Annotated in this window: 19 protein-coding genes, 1 pseudogene and 1 riboswitch; of the genes and pseudogenes, 10 read left to right on the top strand and 10 right to left on the bottom strand. The window is 61.2% G+C overall.

The window, feature by feature from the left end; genetic code table 11:
* Window positions 1-160 precede the first annotated feature (160 nt).
* Window positions 161-1648, top strand: a complete 1488-nt coding sequence (locus SJY11_RS17950) for a carboxypeptidase M32 (protein WP_376988119.1) — start codon at window positions 161-163, stop codon at window positions 1646-1648.
* 131 nt (window positions 1649-1779) lie between these two features.
* Window positions 1780-2088 (top strand): Rdx family protein, encoded by a 309-nt coding sequence (locus tag SJY11_RS17955; RefSeq protein WP_376988120.1) that lies wholly within the window; start codon window positions 1780-1782, stop codon window positions 2086-2088.
* A gap of 164 nt (window positions 2089-2252) precedes the next feature.
* On the opposite strand, the gene SJY11_RS17960 is transcribed toward SJY11_RS17955, so the two are convergent.
* The 5 genes from SJY11_RS17960 to SJY11_RS17980 form a co-directional block, all read right to left on the bottom strand.
* On the bottom strand, window positions 2253-2861 hold the full coding sequence (locus tag SJY11_RS17960; protein ID WP_376988121.1) for a thiamine phosphate synthase: 609 nt from the start codon (window positions 2859-2861) through the stop codon (window positions 2253-2255).
* A gap of 11 nt (window positions 2862-2872) precedes the next feature.
* The gene (locus SJY11_RS17965) at window positions 2873-3646 is read right to left on the bottom strand and encodes a thiazole synthase (RefSeq protein WP_376988122.1); all 774 of its coding nucleotides are present in this window, start codon (window positions 3644-3646) and stop codon (window positions 2873-2875) included.
* Between the two features lie 13 nt (window positions 3647-3659).
* The gene (gene thiS, locus SJY11_RS17970) at window positions 3660-3857 is read right to left on the bottom strand and encodes a sulfur carrier protein ThiS (RefSeq protein WP_376988123.1); all 198 of its coding nucleotides are present in this window, start codon (window positions 3855-3857) and stop codon (window positions 3660-3662) included.
* Window positions 3841-4836 carry a glycine oxidase ThiO gene (thiO, locus tag SJY11_RS17975; RefSeq protein ID WP_376989364.1) on the bottom strand — a complete coding sequence of 332 codons (996 nt, stop codon included), beginning with the start codon at window positions 4834-4836 and terminating at the stop codon, window positions 3841-3843. Before thiO ends, thiS begins: the two co-directional genes overlap by 17 nt.
* A gap of 90 nt (window positions 4837-4926) precedes the next feature.
* A riboswitch (TPP riboswitch) is annotated at window positions 4927-5026 on the bottom strand.
* Window positions 5027-5285: 259 nt separating this feature from the next.
* Window positions 5286-6404 (bottom strand): mandelate racemase/muconate lactonizing enzyme family protein, encoded by a 1119-nt coding sequence (locus tag SJY11_RS17980; RefSeq protein WP_376988124.1) that lies wholly within the window; start codon window positions 6402-6404, stop codon window positions 5286-5288.
* Window positions 6405-6897: 493 nt separating this feature from the next.
* Between SJY11_RS17980 and SJY11_RS17985 the strand changes: the two genes are divergently transcribed.
* From SJY11_RS17985 to SJY11_RS18015, 7 genes are all read left to right on the top strand, one after another.
* Window positions 6898-8199 (top strand): tyrosine-type recombinase/integrase, encoded by a 1302-nt coding sequence (locus tag SJY11_RS17985; RefSeq protein WP_376988125.1) that lies wholly within the window; start codon window positions 6898-6900, stop codon window positions 8197-8199.
* 218 nt (window positions 8200-8417) lie between these two features.
* Window positions 8418-8633, top strand: coding sequence for a DNA-binding protein (locus tag SJY11_RS17990; protein ID WP_376988126.1), 216 nt, complete (start codon window positions 8418-8420; stop codon window positions 8631-8633).
* Window positions 8634-8745: 112 nt separating this feature from the next.
* On the top strand, window positions 8746-8949 hold the full coding sequence (locus SJY11_RS17995; protein WP_376988127.1) for a helix-turn-helix domain-containing protein: 204 nt from the start codon (window positions 8746-8748) through the stop codon (window positions 8947-8949).
* Window positions 8950-9169: 220 nt separating this feature from the next.
* Complete coding sequence (locus SJY11_RS18000) at window positions 9170-9733, top strand: hypothetical protein (RefSeq protein ID WP_376988128.1); 564 nt, start codon at window positions 9170-9172, stop codon at window positions 9731-9733.
* Complete coding sequence (locus SJY11_RS18005) at window positions 9730-11355, top strand: hypothetical protein (protein ID WP_376988129.1); 1626 nt, start codon at window positions 9730-9732, stop codon at window positions 11353-11355. The genes SJY11_RS18000 and SJY11_RS18005 overlap by 4 nt, the downstream gene beginning before the upstream one ends.
* A gap of 876 nt (window positions 11356-12231) precedes the next feature.
* On the top strand, window positions 12232-12783 hold the full coding sequence (locus tag SJY11_RS18010; protein WP_376988130.1) for a hypothetical protein: 552 nt from the start codon (window positions 12232-12234) through the stop codon (window positions 12781-12783).
* Window positions 12780-12962, top strand: a complete 183-nt coding sequence (locus tag SJY11_RS18015; RefSeq protein WP_376988131.1) for a hypothetical protein — start codon at window positions 12780-12782, stop codon at window positions 12960-12962. The genes SJY11_RS18010 and SJY11_RS18015 overlap by 4 nt, the downstream gene beginning before the upstream one ends.
* 76 nt (window positions 12963-13038) lie before the next feature.
* Here SJY11_RS18015 and SJY11_RS18020 read toward each other — a convergent pair.
* The 3 genes and pseudogenes from SJY11_RS18020 to SJY11_RS18030 all read right to left on the bottom strand — a co-directional run bounded on the left by SJY11_RS18020 (window position 13039) and on the right by SJY11_RS18030 (window position 15547).
* Window positions 13039-14098: pseudogene (locus SJY11_RS18020) on the bottom strand (IS630 family transposase).
* 144 nt (window positions 14099-14242) lie between these two features.
* On the bottom strand, window positions 14243-14542 hold the full coding sequence (locus SJY11_RS18025) for a tetratricopeptide repeat protein (RefSeq protein ID WP_376988132.1): 300 nt from the start codon (window positions 14540-14542) through the stop codon (window positions 14243-14245).
* Window positions 14543-14662: 120 nt separating this feature from the next.
* A complete protein-coding gene (locus SJY11_RS18030) occupies window positions 14663-15547 on the bottom strand; it encodes a tetratricopeptide repeat protein (protein WP_376988133.1) in 885 nt (294 codons plus the stop codon).
* On the opposite strand from SJY11_RS18030, the gene SJY11_RS18035 reads away from it, so the two are divergent.
* Window positions 15530-16510, top strand: coding sequence for a leucine-rich repeat domain-containing protein (locus tag SJY11_RS18035; protein WP_376988134.1), 981 nt, complete (start codon window positions 15530-15532; stop codon window positions 16508-16510). The genes SJY11_RS18030 and SJY11_RS18035 overlap by 18 nt on opposite strands.
* Window positions 16511-16587: 77 nt before the next feature.
* Here SJY11_RS18035 and SJY11_RS18040 read toward each other — a convergent pair.
* A protein-coding gene (locus SJY11_RS18040; protein WP_376988135.1) for an IS3 family transposase occupies window positions 16588-17647 on the bottom strand; the annotation gives its coding sequence in 2 pieces (ribosomal slippage) (window positions 16588-17431 and window positions 17430-17647; 1062 coding nt in all).
* Between the two features lie 144 nt (window positions 17648-17791).
* On the bottom strand, window positions 17792-22117 hold the full coding sequence (locus SJY11_RS18045; RefSeq protein WP_376988136.1) for an NACHT and WD repeat domain-containing protein: 4326 nt from the start codon (window positions 22115-22117) through the stop codon (window positions 17792-17794).
* Window positions 22118-22259: the final 142 nt, after the last annotated feature.

Raw genomic sequence — 22259 nt, forward strand, 5'->3', positions numbered from 1 at the left:
GCGGGTTCAGTCTCCGCCGTCATCCCGGCCGGAGCGCAGCGGAGAGCCGGGATCCATTCCTGACCCTTTCCGCTATCGTTCCGGAATGGATCCCGGGTCTCCCTTCGGTCGCCCGGGATGACACGGCGGGATTTGCCACAATCAATCGAGACGAGCCGCCATGACCGCCTATGCCAACCTCTCCGCCCATTTCGGCCGGGCCGCCGCGCTCGGGAACGCCATCGGCATCCTGCAATGGGACAATGACGTGATGATGCCCAAGGGCGCGGCCGGCACGCGGGCCGAGAGCCTGGCGCTGCTGCGGGTGATGCATCACGGGCTGACCACGGACGAGCGCATCGGCGACTGGCTGGCGGATGCCGACGCGGATGCTGGGCTCGGGCCCTGGGAGCAGGCCAATCTGCGCGAGATCCGGCGGCTCTGGACCGTCGAGACCGCCTTGCCGGCCGATCTCGTCGAGGCCTCCTCCAAGGCGATCTCGGCCTGCGAGATGCGCTGGCGGCAGGCGCGGGCGGAAAGCGATTTCGCCGGGCTCCTGCCCTTCCTCGCCGAGGTGCTCACGCTGCAGCGGGAGATCGGCCGGGCCAAGGGCGAGAAGCTCGGGCTGTCGCCTTACGACGCGCTGCTCAACGACTACGAGCCGGGCGGGCGCTCGGCGATGATCGATGCGCTGTTCGACGATCTCGCCGCCTTCCTGCCGGGCTTCACGCAAGAGGCGCTCGCGGTTCAGGCGCGGCGCCCGCAGACGCCCGATCCGGAAGGGCCCTTCGCGATCGAGGCGCAGCGGGCGCTCGGCCTCCGGATGATGGCGGCGCTGGGCTATGATTTCGAGCGCGGGCGGCTCGACGTCTCGACCCATCCGTTCTGCGGCGGCGCCGACAACGATGTCCGCATCACCACCCGTTATGACGAGGCCGATTTCGCCAAGGCGCTGATGGGCGTGCTGCACGAGACCGGGCATGCGCTCTACGAGCAGGGCCGGCCGCAGGCCTATCTCCACCAGCCGGTCGGCCAGGCGCGGGGCATGAGTCTGCATGAGAGCCAGTCGCTGCTGGTCGAGATGCAGGCCTGCCGCTCCGAAGAGTTCATCGCCTATGCCGCGCCGCTGATGCGCGAGGCCTTCGGAGGCTCCGGCCCGGCCTGGGAGACCCAGGCGCTGTGGCGGCGCTACACCAAGGTCGAGCCGGGCTTCATCCGCGTCGATGCCGATGAGGTGACCTATCCGGCCCATGTCATCCTGCGCTACCGGCTGGAAAAGGCGCTGATCGCCGACGCGATGCCGCTGTCGGAGCTTCCCGCCGCCTGGAACGCCGGGATGAAGGATCTGCTCGGCGTCACCGTTCCCCATGACCGCCTCGGCTGCCTGCAGGACGTGCATTGGCCAAGCGGCGGCTGGGGCTATTTCCCGACCTATACGCTGGGCGCCATGACCGCCGCGCAGATCTTCGAGGCCGCCTGCCAGGCCCAGCCCGAGATCCTGCCCGGCATCGGCCGGGGCGATTTCGCGCCGCTGCTGGCCTGGCTGCGCAGCCATATCCACAGCCAGGGCTGCCTGCTGGAGACCGACGATCTGCTGACGCAGGCGACGGGCCGCCCGCTCGATGCCTCGGTGTTCAAGGCGCATCTGCAGCGGCGCTATGGCGGTTGAGAGCGAGGCAGATTAAATTCATTCCAGACAATGACTTAGGGCACCGCTGACGCTGGCCGGCCATGTTCTGAACAGGCTTGCCAGCGCAGCCGCGACGGCCGATGCAGGCGCATCGCCCCCAAGGTGTCCCCATGACCGAACCCAAGACCCTGCCCCGCATCACCATCACCTATTGCTCGATGTGCCAGTGGATGCTGCGCGCCGCCTGGCTCGGCCAGGAACTGCTCTCGACCTTCGGGCAGGATCTCGGCGAGGTCGCGCTGATCCCGCGCACCGGCGGCATCTTCCAGATCCATTACGAGGGCGAGCTGATCTGGGACCGCAAGAGCGAGGGCGGCTTCCCCGATTCCAAGGTGCTCAAGCAGCGCGTCCGCGACCGTCTCGACCCCGAGCGCAACCTCGGCCATGTCGACGGGCATGCGGCGGTTGAGAGCGTCTGAGCGCGATTTGGTCGCCCTCGGAACCACACTGTCATCCTGGGCGACCAAAGGTCGTCCGGGATCCATCATCGGGCGTTGTCGGCGCCCTATGATGGATCCCGGCCTGCGCGGCTGCGCCGCTTGTCCAGGATGACGACGGTGGTTCGGAGTCAGGCTGGCCGGGGTTAGGCGGCGCGGCTGCGCGTCGCCGCGATCCAGGCCTTCAGGCGCGCTTCCGGATCGGCGTTCAGCGTGATGTCGGTGACCGCCGAGACGATGTCGGCGCCGGCCTCGAAGACGCCCGCTGCGCGCTCCAGCGAGACGCCGCCGATGCCGACGAGCGGGATGTCGCCGAGGCGGCGCTTCCACTCGGTGACGCGTTCCAGCCCCTGCGGCGCCCATTTCATCGCCTTCAGGATGGTCGGGTAGACCGGGCCGAGCGCGACATAGTCTGGCTGCGTGCGCAGCGCGCGTTCCAGCTCCGCCTCGTCATGGCTGCTGACGCCGAGCCGCATCCCGGCCTTACGGATCGCGGCGAGATCGGCGCCGTCGAGATCCTCCTGGCCGAGATGGACGAAGTCGCAGCCCTCCTCGATGGCCAGCCGCCAGTAATCGTTCACGACCAGCACGCAACTGGCCTGCGCGCACAGCGTCTTCGCCCGGGCGATCTCGCGGCCGGTCTCGGCTTCGTTCCGGTCCTTGACGCGCAGCTGCACCAGCCTGACGCCGAGCGGCAGCATGCGGGCGAGCCAGTCGGCGCTGTCGAAGATCGGGTAGAAGGGGTCGAGCTTCATCGAGGCTGCTTTCACGAGAGAAAGGCCTTGCCCATGACCGGGGTCGAGGGCGCCGCCATGTCGCGCGCCTCGATCGGCTGCGCCTGGAAGGCCTGGTGACCGGCCTCGATCGCGCGGGCGAAGGCCTGCGCCATCAACACGGGATCGCCCGCCTTGGCCACCGCCGTGTTGAGCAGGATCGCGTCATAGCCCAGCTCCATCGCCTGGGCGGCGTGGGAGGGCAGGCCGATGCCGGCATCGACCACGAGCGGGATGCCGGGGAAATGCGCGCGCATGCTGCGCAGGCCGTAGACATTGTTCAGGCCGCGGCCCGAGCCGATCGGCGCGCCCCAGGGCATCAGCACCTCGCAGCCGGCATCGAGCAGGCGCCCGCCGACGACGAGATCCTCGGTGGTGTAGGGGAAGACCTCGAAGCCATCGTTCGTGAGGATGCGCGCCGCCTCGATCAGGCCGACGACATCGGGCTGGAGCGTGTCGTCCTCGCCGATGACCTCGAGCTTGATCCAGTTCGTGCCGAAGACCTCGCGCGCCATCTGCGCCGTCGTCACCGCCTCCTTGACGCCGTGGCAGCCGGCGGTGTTGGGCAGAACGCGCACGCCGAGGTCGCGGATCAGCGACCAGAAGGCCTGTCCCGCCCCGCCCTCCCCGGCCTCGCGCCGCAGCGAGACGGTGACGATCTCGACGCCCGACGTCTTCACCGCCTCCGCCAGGATGGCCGGAGACGGATATTGCGCCGTGCCGAGAAAGAGCCGGCTCTTCGGCTCGAAACCATAGAAGCTCGCCATGTCGGTGATCCTCTCAGCCGCCCTGCATCGGGGCGACGACCTCGATGCGGTCGCCCTCGTTGAGCGTGATCGTCTCGCGCTTGCGCGCCGGGACGAAATCGCCGTTCACCGCGGTGGCCACGACCTTGCCGGCATAGCCGAGCTCGGCCAGCGCCTGATCGAGCGTGGTGGCGGCGACCTCGCGCGGCTCGCCGTTAAGCAGCAACGTCATGAAGCCTCTCCGGGATGCTGGCGGGATCGAGCAGGGCCTCCGCCGCCAGCCGCGCCATGGCGGGGCTCAGCAGAAAACCGTGCCGATAGAAGCCGTTGACATGGATGACCCGGCCGCGGCGCGTCAGGCGCGGCAGGTTGTCGGGGAAGGCCGGGCGGGCATCGACGCCGATCTCGACGATCTGCGCCTCGCCGAAGGCCGGATGCAGCGCATAGGCGCCGCCGAGCAGTTCCAGCATCGAACGCGCGGTGACGGCACTGCGGTCGCCGCCCTCGATCATCGTCGCGCCGACCATGAAGATGCCGTCCGCACGCGGCACGACATAGAGCGGGATGCGCGGATGCAGCAGCCGAACGGGGCGCGACAGGGTGACGTCGCGGGTGCGCAGCAGCAGCATCTCGCCCTTGACGCCGCGCAGATCGGGCAGCGCCTCGCGGGCGGCGAGCCCGCGACAGTCCAGCACCGCGTCGGCTGCGACGTCCTCGGGCGCGACCTCGCGGCCGTAATGGATGCGCCCGCCCCGCGCGATCACCTTCGCCGCCAGCCCCGCCAGCGCCAGGCGCGGATCGAGATGGCCCTCGCTCTCGAAGAACAGCGCCTTGCCGAAGCGCCCGGCCAAATCGGGCTCGATCGCGGCGATGGCGTCGGCATCGATCTCGACGAGATGGGAGGTGCGGCTGGCGAAGCGGCGCAATTCCGCCCGGTCGCGGCTGGGGGCGACCACGAGCGTGCCCTTGCGGACCACGCCCTCGACATGGCGCTCCCACCAACTCGCCGCCTCCTGGCCGAGCCGGACGACCGGTTCCTCGGCGCTCTCGCCCTCGCACCAGGGGGCGAGCATGCCGCCGGCCCACCAGGAGCAGGCCCTGGCCCCGGCCGTTTCACCGCGCTCGAACAGCTCGACCTCGGCGCCGCGGCCGAGCAGCTCGACCGCGCAGGCGAGGCCGACGACGCCGGCGCCGACGATGCCGACCCGCAGCGGTGGGTTGGACCGGGACTGGATGGATGCGTGCGGCATGCCCTACCCTCGCGGCCGTGAAGGCTGCGGCCGTGGCAGGACGGGTGAAGCGACGCTGCGACGACCGTTCCCTTCGCCGGCATTATCCGGATCAGGTTCGATGGGTTGGCGTCGTGCGCCTCTCAGCCTTGCGGCACCCCAACGGATCACCGTCAATCTAGTTTGCCATGACGGCCTGAGCAAGGCAGGGCGGCCATGTCCTCCTGAACTGCACATGGGAGCGTGCTGATTTCACTCGGAAACAGAGCGTCATTCCGGACAAGCGGCGCAGCCGCGCCGATCCGGAATCCATCGGAGGGCTCCGGAGCCCTCCGATGGATTCCGGGCCAAGCCCGGGATGACGGCGGTGGTTCCGAGACAACTCAGCACGCTCGAGGGATGCCCGCCTTCGCGTTTGGAGGCCGTCGAGGTCAGCCCAGCGGCTTGGCGAAGCGAGCGGAGGCGTCGCTCGTCGGCGTCGTGCCGGCACCCGGCCGCTGGGGCTTCAGGAAGCAGCCGTCGACGACATTCGCCGGCTCCTCGAAGGCGTCCTTGATCCAGGGGATGTATTCCAGAACCGGCGTCGCCTGGTGCCAATAGGCGAGATGGACATGGACCTGGCTCATCTCGCCGGCATGGGGCGCAACCGGCAGGCGGCTGGCGAGCGCGAGATCGGCGACCTGGATGTATTCGGTGATGCCGCCGAGCCGGGTGACATCGGGCTGGACGTAGTGGATCGCATCGGCTGCGATGAAGGCGCGGAAGGCGTCCAGCGAATAGAGCTGTTCGCCAAGTGCGACGGGGATCGAGGTGTCGCGCGCGAGCGCCGCATGCGAGCCGACATCGTCATACCAGAGCGGCTCCTCGAACCAGAAGATGTCGAGCGGCTCGGCCCGGGCGCAGAAGCGCTTGCAGGTCGGCAGGTCCCATTTGCCGTTGCCGTCGATGGCGAGCGCGACATGGGGCCCGACGGCGTGGCGCACCGCCTCGAGCCGGCCGATGTCGATGCCCGGATCGGCATGGCCGACCTTGACCTTGATGCGGTGGAAGCCGTCTTTCTCCACTGCCCTACGGCAGCCCTCGACGAGCTGGTCCTTGGGGATCGAGAGCCAGCCGATATCGGTGTTGTAGGCTTCCAGCCGCGGCTTGCTGGCGCCGCCAAGGAGATTCCAGAGCGGCACGCCGGCCTTCTTCGCCTTGAGATCCCAGAGCGCGACATCCACCGCGGCGAGCGCGAGCTGGGTGATGCCGGCGCGGCCGACCCATTGCAGCGCCGGATGGCGGGCGAGCTTGAGCCAGAGCCGGTTGCTCTCCGACGCATCCTCGCCGACCAGCAGCGGGGCATAGCAATCGCGGATGCAGGCGGTGATCAGCCGGTCGGAGGGCAGATCGGCATGGGTGCCGGTGAAGCCATAGCCCTCCAGCCCCTCCTCCGTGACGATCTTCGTGCCGACCACGCCCCAATGGCTGATCCGATGCGTCGAATCGGCGATCGACCCGCCGGTGACGGGGATATGCAGGATGAAGGGTTCGATTCTGGCGATGCGCATGGCTGTCCTCCCGGGCCCTCCGCTCGCGACACTGGGCCGCGGCGGCTTGTTGGACCGAGACGACCACAGCGGCGGGCGCGCTTCAACGCCGGAAGCGGCGCGCCCGGCATGCAGGCGCAGGGGGTCTGCTCGCCAGCGCCGTGATCGTGCGAGGTCAGGCGCGGCGACGTGCCGGCGCGGACCCGGGAACGAGCCGAGGAGATGATGTCGTCTGAGGAGAGGAGAATGGTGCCCAGAGCTGGAATCGAACCAGCGACACTGCGATTTTCAGTCGTATGCTCTTGAATTCAGGCGAACGTTCTAGCACGAACCGCACTCCATCAAACTTTTGATTTTATTGATCTATTTTGATCACTTGGCTTGTTCTGAACGCTATCAAATTCGCTGACGTTCGGTGGACTTTGTGTCCCCGGCGTGTCCCCACATTGATCGTTGCCCCCGCTTCGGCATAGCGCTATCAAGCTGGGGGCAACAGAATTTGGGGACCGGCGCGATGAAGATTTCTCTAACGGACGCCGCGATCAAAAGCGCTCCCCTGCCTGCCGTCGGCAGATTGGAGATAGCCGACCAGAGATGCGCCGGACTGTCGCTTCGCGTCACGGCAGCAGGCGCCAAATCCTTCAGCTTCCGGTTCCGCGACCCGGTTTCCGCCAAGGTCGCTCGCGCGACGATAGGAACCTATCCCGATGTCAGCTTGGCAGCCGCGCGCCAGGTGGCAGACGACATGCGGAAAGGCGTCCGACGCGACGGCGTAAATCCGGTCGAGCAAAAGCGTAAAAACCGAGAGGAAGCGAAGACGAAAACGTTTGGCGCGCTAGCGGAAATATATCTCGAAAAGCATGCGCGCCCTAAGAAGCGCACGGCCGATGCTGACGACCGGAACTTGCGGCTGCACGTGCTACCTCACTGGCGCACCCGCCGCACCGACCAAATCAGTCGTCTTGACGTGATCGGATTGCTCGACGGTATGGTGAGTGCGGACAAGAAGACGCAAGCTAACCGAGTCCTCGCTCTGATATCGAAGGTCTTCAACTTCGCGCTCGACCGTGGCGCGGTTAGCGTCAATCCGGCTTTCCGGATTGGTCGCCCCGGGCAAGAGAGGGTCAAGCGCCGCGTCCTGAACGACGCAGAGATTGCGCTTTTTTGGAAGCGGAGCATCCGGCGGCCGATATCGCACCGTGTAGGGCTGGCCCTGCGTCTCACTCTGTTGACCGCTGCCCGTGCCGGCGAGGTCGCTGGCATAGCCCGCTCGGAGCTGCTTGACCTCGATCTGCGCGACCGGGCGACGTGGACCATACCGCCGGATCGCTCAAAAAACGGCATGGCGATGATCGTGCCGCTGTCGCCATTGGCGGTCCAGACGATCCAGGAAGCGCTTTCCCTGGTCGATGATGATGAACCCTACCTGTTCCCCTCCCCGTCGGTCCGTAACACGGCCATCACGGCACATAGCCTCGCCGTTGCCATGGCTCGTCTCGTTAAGGAATTGCCTGACACGGAGCCCGCCAAAGCGTCGTGGCGCGTTGAGCCGCCGACGCCGCATGACCTGCGGAGGACGGCGGCAACCCGAATGTCATCCCTTGGCTTCTCTTCCGACGACGTAGCCGCTGCCTTGAACCATACGCGCAGGGACGTCACGGGTCGGCATTATGACCAGTATGATCGCCTAGCCGAAAAGCGGGCGGCCTTCGTCAAGCTCGCCGAACTTGTAGAGGAGAACGCAGCGCCGGCACATCAACGCCAAGGAGGCAAGCAAAGTCATCAATTCGACCATCCGAATGGGCGACCTAAATAATCACAAGGTTACAGTACGTTACCGTAGGGCTGCTACCAGTGTGCTACCAACCCTTTAAAATCGTCCCGGCATATTTATTTTATAGTTGATTCATAAGGGTTATTTTTTCTCCGACCACATGATTTTTGGTCATGTGTTCCGCCTGGATTTGCAAATTTCCAGATCGGTGTCCACTCTCCTGAACAAGCAATCGTTCGGTTGCGTTCAGGGGAATACAAATGTCGATCAAGGACAACGAGAGCCAGAGCTTCGCCAGCCGCATTGAGGATCTTGCCGCACAGGGCCCCCTCGGGCGGACGCATATCTTCAGCCTGATCAAGGAAGGAAAGCTCCCTGCCCGCAAGGCTGGCCGCGCCACGTTCATCTTGCGCAAAGATTGGGAGGCGTTCCTCGAAGGGCTACCGGTCACCAATAACGGAAAGCGTACGTCCTAAGCCTCGCAATCGAACCCACATCACTGTGTGTTTGAATGGTTTCAGCCTTCCACCGCTGTCCATACGGATATCGGATCAGGCGATACGCACATCACGAGCATGGGAACTTCTGATGATCTCGAATTCCATCGCATTCAATTCCGGTACCGAGGCGCTGCTCCACCCGGTCGAGCGCGCCGGCAGTCTGCTCGGCATCTCGCGGTCCAAGATCTACGAACTGATGAAAGACGGCCGCCTTCGCCATGTGAAGATCGACAACAAGACGTTGATCCCGCAGCGCGCGCTCGCGGAGCTTCTCGAAAAGATCGGGGCATGATCCGCCCAAATAAAAACGGCGCCTGAAACAAGCGCCGCTTGATCTGTATTTACCATCGCGCTTGCCGGAGCTTAGGTATTCTTAAGAGCATCTCATGACTATAAAAAATGACTGTGCCCCGCAAGGCAAAAATTTGCAGAATGCAAACCGTGGCCCGCATCTACACCGGCCGAGCCGCGCGGAGTTTGATCGGACTGCCACCACGTATGGCGACCCTGGCGTGCCTGATTACGCCAACATCCTGATCATGAATTGGGGGTTGCGCCGCATCAATGACGACGGTGACACCTTGGATGTCGTTGCGTGCCTGCACGCTGACCTCAACAAAATCGGGCGGTCCATCGAATTCCTCAACCCGCTAGATGCCGATTTGTGCAGTCTGGCAGGCCAGGTCAACGACGTCGCGTCCGAGATGTACGGCGCCCTGCAGGACGCGACTGCCCTTGCCGAGGCAGAGGCCAAGGCGCTCTGGCATGGTGCGTCCGTCAGCGAGGTCGATGCCGCGCTGCTGTCCATGCGCGAGAAGGTGTTGCGTGCCTGGTTTCCGGCTGGCGTGTTCGGCTCAAACGGGGGATTTACCTGCACCCAGGCCGGCGAGGTCATTGAGGTGTCCCCCGGCGATGCATGGACGGTCTCGGTCAACGAGAATCAAAACAATCGCTATGGCCACGGCCTCAGCGAGTTGTGGTCGTTGGTCAAAGACGAGCGGCACTCCGTCACGGTTGCCCGTCTGGCGCAGAGCCTCGGGATCAAGCCGCGTCGCCCCGCTGGGGCGACGTCATGACCGACAGCCAGGACGACGACGTCGTCGATTTCGGAGCGGCGCGAGCGCGGTCGTCGCGCAAGCGGGCGCCGGCAGGTGCTGGTTCCGATTACATTTCGCCCCCCACCTCGGGCCCCAACGGCGAGCCTGTTATCCTGCTCGTCGGCGGAACCTTGCCCGAGCAGGCGGATCGAGCCGTCGAAATTCTCAGCAATCCGCGCCTCGGCATCTATAGCCGCGGTCCCTCGCTTGTCCGCCCGACGATATGGGCCGCTGCCCCGCCGACCCTCAGGGGGCGCTCCAAGCGCGAAGCCGTTCAGCGTCCCGAGGGTGCCGTGGTGCTGGCTCCGGTTGACGAGGCCGCGCTCGTCGATGTGCTGACGCGCGAGGCCTCGTTCAAGAAATTTGATGCCCGTGGCAAGGAATGGATTGCGAAGGATTGCCCCACGGCCATCGCCGGAACCATCCTGGCTCGGCGCGGACATGGTTCGTCTATCAGGCCTCTCAAACAGATCATCCGGACGCCATGCCTCCGATCTGACGGCACGCTGATCTCCGAGCCGGGCTACGACGAAGCGTCTCAGCTTCTTTTCGTGTCAGACTTGGCATGGCCGCGAATGCCGGCCGAGCCGGGACTAGCCGAATGCGAATTTGCGATGGAAATCCTCGAAGATGCCCTCTCGAGTTTTCCGTTTGTCGACAAAACTGATCTCTCTGCGGCGTTGGCGGCAATGATCACAGCCGTCCTCCGGCCGGCCCTCTCAACCGCGCCGCTTTTTGCCATCACCGCGCCGAGCGCCGGCACCGGCAAATCTAAGTTGGCGGACTTGGCTGCCATCCTCGCTACGGGCCGTGTTGCGCCAGTCATCTCAGGAAGCGTCGATGAGGCCGAGCTTGAGAAGCGCCTCGGCTCCTGCCTCATGGCGGGCGACCCCCTGGTATGCCTGGACAATTTGTCGGGGCCTCTCAGGAGTGACCTTTTGTGCTCCATTCTTACACAAACACACGTGAACGTTCGCGTGCTCGGAGAGAGTCGCAACTGCGATTTGCCTTCGATTGCGACGTGGTTTTGTACCGGCAACAACCTGGCCATAGCTGGGGACATGAGCCGTCGCGTCTGCCTCATTCGGCTTGATGCGAAGTGCGAGCGCCCCGAGGATCGAAAGTTCGACAGGGACGTCATCGCATTTTTTCTGGCTAACAGAGCCAAGCTCGTCATTTCGGCCCTGACTGTTGTGCGAGGTTTCCTTATCGGTACCAAGCCACCCGTGTTGAGCGCTATGGGATCATTTGAGGATTGGAGCGAGACGGTCCGGGCCGCGATTGTCTGGACGGGCTATGCGGACCCGTTGGGCAATGCGGCAGCGCTCCAAGCTGACAACCCCGTTCGCGAACGGGCGATGATGGCGTTCAGCGCGCTAAAATTTGCAGGCGTCTTCACCGCTGCCGATATCAAGCAGCGTGCCATGCGAGACTCGAGCTTTGCCGACGAGCTTGGCGATTTCAGTGGAAAGCGCGGCGACTTCGACGCGCATATATTCGGATCGTTCCTCAAGAAAGCAAAGGATCAACAACACGGCGGACTGACGCTCAAACAAGTGGAAGGTTATGCGGGGGCTGCCCGCTGGCGCGTGACGGGATGATCCCGCCGCTCAAAGTTCAAGAACCTGAGTCATGTGAGTCAGATGAGTCAGTTTCAGCCCTACGCGGAGAATTGGCAGTTACCAACGCAACTAATATTTCTGCCAATTCCGGGAAGCGGGCTGAAACTGACTCATCTGACTCACGTGTCTCAGGCATGCCCCCTGCCGTGTTTGCCACGCCAATCGCAAGCCTCGAACTGCATAGCTGCGGCCTCCGCGAGCTTTTCATGCGGGCTCAGGGGCACCCCGACACGTCACCAGAGTTGGCTTAAAATCGGTCGCTACAAGATCAATGTCGCTCTGCTGCTCTGTCCGATAAATATAAATTCCAAAATTATCTTATTTAGCGATTGGTCGAAAACGGATTCGGCTTAATTTTCCTGAGATTCAGAGGCGCTATAATCGTCTCATGAAAAACGCATCCTCTCCCATCGACATTGATCGCTTGGTCGCAATCGTCCAGGCCTCGTCCAACGCGCTGACCGTCCAGGAATCGAAGAACGAAATCCTGAAAGACGCGCGACGCTCATTGGTCACGGCGAATGCCGTCATGGCCTCCCTCGAACAGCACTCCCGCTCGATGACAGACGGTGTGGCGCCCGACCTCACCGCCGCGCGCGAGACAGTCCGTCGGTGCCGGACGGCCCTTGCCGCATCCATGTGCCAGCCGCGTCGATGCCTCTGCCCGCTGGTTGCTGGCCCACGACGTCGAACTGCCGGCCGCGTGATGGCCGGGGAGTCGCGGGGTGCGACGTGCGCCCCATGCCAGCGCGTTTCGCAAGGTTGCAAAGGTACTTCCCCGTACCCCTGGGGGTGGCGGGTGCTCGGCAACCGCCTCCTACCCGCTGTCTCTGAAATTTCAATTTCGGTGAACAAGTGAACATTCCCGACCAGATCGATCCGAGCACCGAGCGGGAGAGCCAGGCGGCGTTTGCGCGGCGCCTCGGCGTCACCCGGCCGCGCGTCAACGCTCTGATCAAGGCCGGGCTCCCTATTCAGGACGGCAAGATCAATGTCGCCGAGGGGCTGCGGTGGGTGTCTGCGAACATCGCCCCGCGTCGCGGTGGGGCGAATTCGGCCGCTACAACCGAGATCGGCAAAATCGACTTGGTCGAGGCCCGGCGCCTCAAAATCTTGGCGGACACACAGATGGTCCGGCTGCAGATATCTCGCGAGGCACGCGATCTTGTTGACCGCCGGTCGGTGGCTTTGGCGATGGCCGGTTTCAGCCGGCTCATCCGCGACAAGTGGATCAATTTCGGCAACCGCTACGGCCAGCAAATCGCGGCGGCCGTCAGCGCCGACCCCGCTCACGTCATGGCGGAAATCGACAAAGCCGTTCGGCTGCACCTCGACGAGGTCGCGACCGCCACCGCGTCACTGCCCATGCCAGAAATTCTCAACGCGCCCGACGGGACCACGCCATGAAGACTGACGCCAACCATGTGACTGATCTGAGCGCCGAAGGCCGCGATATGCTGCGGCTCCTTCTGGAACCTCAGCGCCCGCCGACTGACTTCGGGCGGGCGCACAAGCCCGGCGGCGCTCATCAGCCAGCCACGCGCTTCTTGCCGATCGCCACGCCCTCGGCCTTGAGCTCGGCGTGAATGCGCGGGGGCCATAGGTCTTGTGCGAGGCGCCATGGATCGTGCGGATCTTCCGGGTGATACCAAATCCCATGGATCATGACACATGAGCCCATTTCCGTCGTCCGATGGACATGATGTGCCATGGCTGATCGACGAGGCGGTTCCATGCGAAGCAGCAATGGTCGAGGATGTCGTCGGAGGATTTGAAGATGCGGTTCGAGAGCCAGTTGTCGCGCATGAACTGCCAGACGTTTTCGACCGGATTGAGCTCGGGGCACTTTGACGGCAGCGGCATCAGCGTGATGTTAGCGGGCATGACGAGCGCGTCCGAGCCATGCCATCCAGCCTGATCGAGCACCAGCACGGCGTGTGCGCCGGGTGCCACCGTGGCGGAGATTTCGGCGAGATGCAGCGTCATGCCCTCGGTGTTGCAACGGGGTAGAACGAGGCCCGCAGCCTTGCCCTCGTCAGGACAGATGGCCCCGTAGATGTAGGCGGAGTTGGTCCGCTGATCCTTGGGCGCCGATGGTCGTGAGCCGCGCCTTGCCCAGCGACGGGTGATCCCGTTCTTCTGACCGACCCGAGCCTCGTCATGCCACCAGATTTCTACGGGCGTGCCGCGGGGGAGCGTTGCCCGGACTGCTGCCAACCGGGCGGGGAAACCTTTTTAAAAGCGGGGATGGCATCAGCGTCCTGAGCATGATGACGCGGCCGCGCGGTAAGCTTGCGATAGCCCGAGGTGCGCAACTCGCGGCTCAGCGTCTGCTTGCTGATCGAGATCGCAACTCGTCCCAGATCCACTGCGCCAGGTCGATCAGCCGCCACCGCACGACGCCATGCGACGCCGGGATCGGTCCGGCCTCGACGATGCGCAGGAGCGCATGGCGTTGCTCCATGCTGAGCAGCGGCTGGGCGCCCGGCGCCTTGCCGTCGATCAGACCATCCGGGCCCCGCTCGTTGAACCGCACCACCCAGTCGCGCACGATCTGAAGCCCGACGCCGCCAATGCGAGCGGCCTCGCTACGGGTGGCGCCATCATAGATCGCCGCCAGGGCCAGGAGCCGCCGGACCTGCCGACCGTCCCTGCTCGCCCGAGCGACGCGCCGCAAACCGTCTCCATTGAAGTCCAGACGCAGATCGATCGCCGCCGCCATCGCAAGCCTCCTTCAGCATGCGACGTTGAATCATGCCGAACCTGGTTTGGAAATCCCCCGTGAGTCAGCCTCAAGCGGATTTGGCATGATTCAGCCTCAAACGGATTTGGTATTATTATTTTTCGACGTGACGTTTGTTTATTTTCATTCCTTGATGCCATGATCAATGAAATGTTTCTCTGAAGCGACATCGAGAAACTTCACTGACGCAATGTCGATCCTTCCCCTTCTATTGTCGCCGCTTCTAATTATTGAGATATCGTGGCCATAAAGAGAAAGAGCACGTTCAAAAGGCTCGCTCTTTCGCTTTAGATCAGCGTCGAAATCATCAATAACACTTTGAAAACGTCCTAGTTTAAAAAATACAATGCCACGATGAAACAATACGTCGCTTTTTGGCTCTTTTTTCAAACAGATATTGCAATCGCTGAGCGCGCGCTGCAATTCATCCGAATATGTTCGAACAATACAAGGGAATCGTAAACTATAAATATTTTCAGTATTGATTTTCGCGACATGATCGAAATCTATTGCACTGAGACTGTAACTGCGACTACCAAAATATTAAAAAGCTCGCATCATATAACGTTTATCATTATTCGAATCGATATTGATCGCCTGACTAATATATTTAATTGCATTTTCGGAATCCTTTTGTAAATCATAGGCTACAATACGATGGGAATAAGCGGAAGCGAGCCTCTCGCCAGTCAAATTACTTTTATCAATAATCTCTGTGCAGGCGTTGATTGATACGACTGCCTCGTCCAAAGACCGGCGGCATCTAAGCCATGCCTGAGAATCTTCTGAACGAGCAGCCCCTAACGAACCGAAAAGGGCAATTCCTAACATGCCTATGAATTTGATTGGTGATCTCAATCTTGCGGTAGCTCGCGTTCCGAGATGCCAAGATATATTTGTCTTACACAGCGTACCCACAAAATCAGACGTTGCGCGCGATTTGGCGACAAGATCGTATTGGCTTACGTCGGCACGTGAAGGCGAATTTCCTCCAAGCGCACTGCTCTCCATCGCTACAATCTTTTCGACCTTCGACATTCGATAAATCTCGTTCGCCCACCAGATCATCATTTCGATCCTCTCCTTCCAATAGCGCGCGCTGTCCGTACGGCTTGGCTCCTCAGTTGCAACAGGGTAGCCAGGTCCTGACACAAGCGAGCTGGCGCGGTCAGGCAGGCCGCGAGACGGAAAAGGAAAGCAAACAAGTCCCGGCAGATCAATAACTCCTATAAACCGAAGTCCGCGCGTACCGTTCTGCCACTGAATTTGAGCTCGATGGTATAACGGCTTAAAACTCAGCGAAAACCTCTCGCAGCCTGCAAAAATTTGAACGCACAGGGTAGACTCGGCAAAATGCAGCGCACTGGCTCCCGCCCGCCCAAAGGGTTTAGTATTGCGGCCGCAAAGGAGATGATCCTTGCCGGTCATGTGCCGCCGCAGGAGTGGCATCCGTGGATTGACGACCTGCATTTTTATGGCACAAAAATAAGCGATCTCGCGCCATTGAGTAATCTTACCGGACTACGAAATCTTGATATTCAGATGACACATATAACAGATCTATCACCGATAGAAAACCTTACCGCATTGGAGATGCTTAATTTCTCAGAGACAAATATAATTAATCTTTTTCCAGTCACTAAATTGAAATCACTACAATCTCTCGCTTTCAGAGAAACGAATATCAATGATATTACCGCATTAACCGATCTCAAGGCGTTGATAAATCTTGAATTTCAGAGAACACCGATCAACGATCTGTCGCCGATAAAAAGCCTGACCGCTCTGAAAACGCTCGGCCTCTCAGAGACAGAGGTCAGCGACCTTTCTCCCATTTATAATATTAGTTCAATTGAATCTCTTTTTTTTAGTAAGACAAAAATCAGCGACCTTGCTGCAATCGCCAATCTCAAGGCACTTACTAACCTTTACTTCGACGATACAATGGTCAGAGACCTCACGCCGCTTGCCGGGCTCAAGATGCTCACGCACCTTGACTTCGGTGGTACGGCGGTCACTGATCTCAGCCCACTTTCCGAGCTCAACGCGCTTGAGTCTCTTAACATCAGCGGAACAAGCGTCTGTGACCTGACCCCAATTTCGAACCTCCCTGCACTTGAATCACTTTGGATCAGCCGGACCAACATCAGTGACCTGACCCCAATCGCTAGCCTCAATTCCCTCGATGCGCTTGGTATTCAGGGAACAAAGGTCAGCAGCCTCTTCTCTATCGCCGGCCTGAAAGCGCTGCAAACTATCTTCATTGGGTCTGAGCAACCCGGGGATGAGTTCGCCCAACAACTTGGCCCGAATTTTTCGTATATGGAAGAAAGACATGGCGTTAATGAGAGTCACGACGTCATTCGACGTCTTTTTCTGTTAAATGACTAATTCTGATTATGGCCTGCCTGACCTGAGACCCTTTTCTCCTCCGACCTGAGGGAGAGTCTTGAGTTTGATTTCTGGCCTTAAGCGGCCTGTTTTTCCAGCGTGGATTTGAGGGCGAACTCGGCGGGCGTGATGTTGCCGAGGGCCGAGTGGGGTCGGTTCCGGTTGTAGTCCTCCTTCCATGAGCTGATGGCGTTGCGGGCTTCAGTGAGCGTCGAGAACAGCGTGTCGTTGAGGCACTCATCCCGGAAGCGTCCGTTGAAGCTCTCGACGAAGGCATTCTGCGTCGGCTTGCCGGGGGCGATGTAGTGCCACTCGACGCCGGTCTCCTGGCACCAGCGCAAAATCGCCATCGAGGTGAACTCGGTGCCGTTGTCGGACACGATCGTCCCCGGCCGGCCGCGCAGGCGAATGACGCCATCCAGTTCGCGGGTCACGCGCAGACCCGAAAGCGAGGTGTCGGCGACGAGTGCCAGACACTCGCGCGTATAGTCGTCGACGATGGCGAGCACCCTGAAGCGGCGACCGTCCGAGATCGTGTCGGAGACAAAATCGAGGCTCCAACGCGCATTGGCCCGATCAGGCACGAGCATGGGCCTGCGCGTGCCCAATACCCGTTTGCGGCCGCCGCGGCGGCGGACCTGCAATTTCTCTTCGCGATAGAGCCGTCGCAGCTTCTTTTGGTTCATCACGATGCCCTGGCGGTCCAGCATGACGTGGATTCTGCGGTAGCCGAACCGCCGGCGCTCTCCTGCCACGGCCTTCATCGCCTCGCGCAACAGGGCATCGTCCGGCCGGGTGCTCGTGTAACGCACCGTCGAGCGGTCGATCTTCAAGGCCAGGCACGCCCGACGCTGGCTCACCGCATGCACCGTGCAGGCATGAGCCACCGCCTTCCGCTTCGCATCGGGCGTCACCATTTTTTGCGGCGACATCCCTGAGGATCGCGTTGTCGAGCATCTGTTCGGCCAGCAGCTTCTTGAGGCGGGCATTCTCGTCCTCGAGGGTCTTCAGCCGGCGCGCATCCGACACGTCCATCCCGCCATACTCGGCCTTGAACTTGTAGAAGGTCGTTGAGGAGATGCCGTGCTTGTGGCAGACGTCAGCCGTCGCCGCTCCGGCCTCCTGCTCCTCCAGCATCCCAATGATCTGCTCTTCCGTAAATCGTTAGGGGCGCATCGTCCGTCTGCTTGAGTGAAGGACTCTACTCAAATCTGGAGGAGGATCAGGGTCTCAGGTCATCCCGGGTGAACTCGTCGATCACGTTCAACATACGGAGCTCGCCTATTCCGGCGACTTGTCAAGACGGTATCCGAGTTTAGTCATGCGCCTTGCCCATCCCTCCTCGTCGAGAGCGATGATCCGCAGCGGTGCGATCCCGCCGGCAAGAATGATGTGGTCGTTGTCGGTCCACATCAACTTCGTCGGCATAGCGTCATTTTTGCCTATGGTCTGGTGCATCTCACCAAGGGTGAGTGTGCGCGCAGCTAGAGAAAGCGTGGCTCTTGCACCCTGCATGTCCCAGATCGTGATCTTGCCCTCGGCGTCGAGCGCCGCCAACTTATTGCCTGAGGGGCTGAACGCAACTGAGATCACCGCGCCGCGCTGTGCCTTCACACGTGCTGTGATGACGCGGGACTTTAAGTCATACAGATCGATGAAAGCGCTACTGCCGGAGGCCGCCAAGAGCGAGCCGTCTGCTTGGACGGATAGACTCCTAACACCAGTTGGAGGTTCATCTCGTCCGTAACTCAGCACATCTACGACCTTTCCCGCCGCGATATCATATGCAACAATGGGGCCGTGCAGATAACTGACCAGCGCTTGGCCGCGCGTGTGGTCGATGGCCAGACCAGACGTGGAGTGCTCCTTGTGCTCTGATTTGGGCGCGTCGTCGAATACCCGCTGCATTGCGGTCTTGCCGGCTGGAGCGTCCATAACAACAATCTGGTCATTGTTGAGCCGCAGAATGACCTCCTCACCAAGACCCGACCAGAGCGCGCTCTCGCCCCGGCGCTTAACCCAGCGATCCTGCCCGAGGCGCACATGCTGACTGACCTCACCCCCTCTGATCGGGGCGATCACAAAATCGCTCTGCAGGTCCGCGAAAGCTTGGGTTCGAGTAGCCGCAAGCGCCGTCACGGGTTCAGATAATTCGACAAGCACCGGCGGCTTACCGCTATCATCAATAACATCGAGGATCTCAAACCGGTTGGAAATTTCGTCCGAGATCAGCAGCTTGGTGGCGTCGGGAGACAGGGCAACGCTCGGCCAGGTACTATCGTTGCGACCCGGAGCGAGGTGGCGCGCGACTTCCCGTGACTGCCGGTCGGACCAGATCATGATTTCGCCGTTGGAGTCGCGCGACAGCAGACGCGTCCCCGCCGGGTTCCACGCCATGTCCGTCAGGCGATCGCGGTGCCCCGCGAACGAGGTCGTGGCCTTTACCTCCAGCGTATTGCCGACTTGCGTTTGTACGCTGAAGTTACAGATCACATGGGTCTGGCAGACATGCGAAAATCCGGCGGAGTTGGGCCGCCAGGCAATCAGACCGGAGGTCTGCTTGCCGTCGGAAGAGCGGTCTGGTGCGCCTTCACGCAGATCGAACAGCCGGATTTCATCATTGAAAGATACTGCAAGCAGGTCTCCGTTTGGTGAGATCAATGCGTCGGGCGAGCCTATTGTAAAGGTGCCGCTTGAATAAGGGATCGGCGGGCGCAGCGCGGCACCAGTCTCATCAATGATCTCAATAACCGCCTCCAAGACCGCATTCTTTAATTCAGTGCGGTAGACGAACAGACGGTGCCCTCGACGGTCAATGCCTAGAATCTCCACATTTCTCTCGAAAGGCATGCTCCTATCTTTGCAAGATACAACATTTTTTCCACTTTCTGCTATGCAGGTGCGAATAATACGGTTTTTTCCGTGTTTGTACAGTATAATCGCAGTATCTTGTCCAGCATCAAGAATTCGATCGATCTGTAATTCGCGATTTTCAGGCACGATCGAGACGTATGGCGTGTATATATCTCCATTAGGTTCAAATGCAACAATAGATCCTGTCGTTAATGCAACAAAAATTTGCCCGGACGCCAATCTTTTGATCCTAGAAATTTCGTTAAATTCTTTGTTAGGCAGAAAAAATCTGCCTTTTTCTTTAATAAGATTGTCGCCATCAATCCGGAATCCCATAATTTCATTAAAAAAATCAGTCACGAATGTGTCGTTGTCAAGCCAAATCATCGAGGGAGGATAGTATTTCTTGGGCAAAATCGCCTCTAGGAACGGCGATACCTCGATACCGACCTGAAAAAGCGCACTGCGGGATTCCACTGTCGGCAGCAGTTCGTACGCTTGGACTGCCCATCCCGCAGCGGTCGGCAGATCACCTTCTGAAAGGCGAAGACGAGATTCGGCGACCGCCAGCGACGACGCGGCCTTCGTTCGCTGGGCAGCTGCCTCTACCAACGCAACCTCCGCCTGCTTCTTCGCTGCGTCCGCATCGCGCCACAGCAGACCCATCAATACGGCGGCGAGCGCAAAACAAGCCGCAGCCGCAGCGGCGACCATTACGGCTCGACTGCGTCCGCGCCTTTCCAAAGCATCGGACGCGGCAATGAAGTCCGACAGATTCGCCTGTTTGTCATTCAGGCTGTCCGCGCCCCAGCGCATCAGCAGATCACGCCCCTCCGCCAATTCCAAACCGGCCAGCAGTAGCCCGTCACCTCGTGCGAGCGCTTTTCCCGTCGCATCGTTCCAGCGTCGGCAGGCATCCTCGATACGCTCACGTGCCTCGTATAACCGGCGCTCATCCGAAATCAGCGTGCGCAACCGGTCCCATCCGGTAAGAATAAATTCATGGGCAAAGCGCAGTTCTCCCCGGTGCGAAGTAACCAGACGCGCCAACCGGAACGACGCGATGAGTTCGCGCCCGCCGGCATCCTTGGTAAACGCAGCCTCCGGTGCACGCCGCGCGCTGGGCGGCGAATCTCCATGCAACTGCGTCACTAGCGCGCGAACGAGACGAGGAAACGCGTCCCGCGCCGCCGGCGAGGCGGCAGCGAATACCTCGTCGCCGCGACGGGCCATCACGCCTTCGACGCCGCCGAACGCATCAAAAGCAGCGAGGGTGAGCACGTCGCCGTTCCGCCGCTGGTACAATTCGTTCAGCAGCAACTGGATCGCCGGCATCACTTCTGGCCGCGCCTGCGCCTCGATCAGTTGCGCCAGATCGCGTTCGCCGTCCGTTTCGAAAGTCAGCCCGGCGGCACGCGCCGGGCGCGTGATGATCGCGCGTAGGTCGCCCGCTTTGGGCAGCATCAGTTCAAGCGTGCGCTCGCTCTCGCCAGGCCCGCGAATTTCGCTCCGCCCGGCGAGCGCCTCAAGGTCGACAAATTCGGCAAGCCGGTGCTGAAAATCCGATCGCATCGTTGTGACAACCCATATCGGGCACTCCGGCAACGTCGAAAACATCCGCAGCACGCGCAGAAAGGCTTCCGCTTCTGCGTGCGGCCATATGAATATCTCTTCGAGCTGGTCGACCAGCAGCACCAGAGTGATATGGGCGGGCTGCGCCCGACCCTGTTCCTTGGCTACTTCAGCCCCGGCCCGCCGGAGCGCACCAACCACCGGCGCAGCCGACACTAAATGAGCATTTGAGAAAAGCTCTGCCAGCATGCCTACGTCGCCGAAATCACTGTTCTGCAATTCCCGGCCAAGGGCCGTATCCTCTAGCAACGCCCGCGCCACGCCGCGCTTCCAATCTGCCTGAATTTCGCCGGGTGTCAGGGTCGCGTAGCGCGTGCCCTGTGCCAGGGATCCAAGACCGCCGGGCTGAGACAACAGAGGGATGAGCCCGGCCCGCGCCAACGAGGACTTACCCGCGCCCGAAGCGCCAGTGATCAGCAAGAAGGCCGTGCCGCCCATGGCGGCTTGGATGAGGCGTGCGCGAGCACGCTCCGTCTCGCGTTGACGCCCAAAAAAGATCGGCGCATGTTCAATCTGAAACGCTTCCAGCCCGCGGTAGGGTGAACCGCTGCGCCACTCGACAGATTGTTCGCGGTCATTCAACCACGAACGCACATTGCGGTCGAATGCCGCCTCAAATCCGTCGGGATCGGAAAAGCTATGGAACCCAGCGAGGAAATGCCCCTTCTCGTTGCGGAACCAGCGCTGCCAAAAGGTCATGAACCGGTCATATTGCGCCCGTTCCTGATCCAGTGACTCCAACGAGAAGGTGATCTCCGCTGTCTTGCGGTAAACCAACACGTCCGGCGACTTGACCTCGCGACTGGACGCCGCGCCTAGCGCTACCTCGAATTCATATTCCGACCCAGTCGGGATTGTGCCATCGGGCCGCGCGTAACTGTCCGGCAGTTCGGATCCGAGTTTTTTCCAAAATATGCAGATCACAAGATCACAGTTGTCCGGCTTCTCGATCTGGTCCTGGAACGACTTGTCCGCGAGATAGTAATCGTTTTCCCAGCGGATCAGCTGGATCGTGCGCTGTGAATGCCGCTCGGCATTGATTCGGTTGATGACAAGCTCCGCACGATCGCGTTCGATCTGCACGTCGCCTGGCGAAGACAAGAATACGAGGTAGGGCTGCATTGATGGTCCATTATTGCAAATTCCGCCGGGCGCGGACTGATCAGTAATAATTTGGCCCAGTTTGACATCTCCCTTGGGCTTTTAGGTGTATCGGCTCCGAACTTTATCGCCTATGGGCGCCCAACCGTGACACCCATCAAAC

Origin of the sequence: Allobosea sp. R86505 (assembly GCF_042466375.1) — a bacterium.
In the GTDB taxonomy this organism is placed as follows: domain Bacteria; phylum Pseudomonadota; class Alphaproteobacteria; order Rhizobiales; family Beijerinckiaceae; genus Allobosea.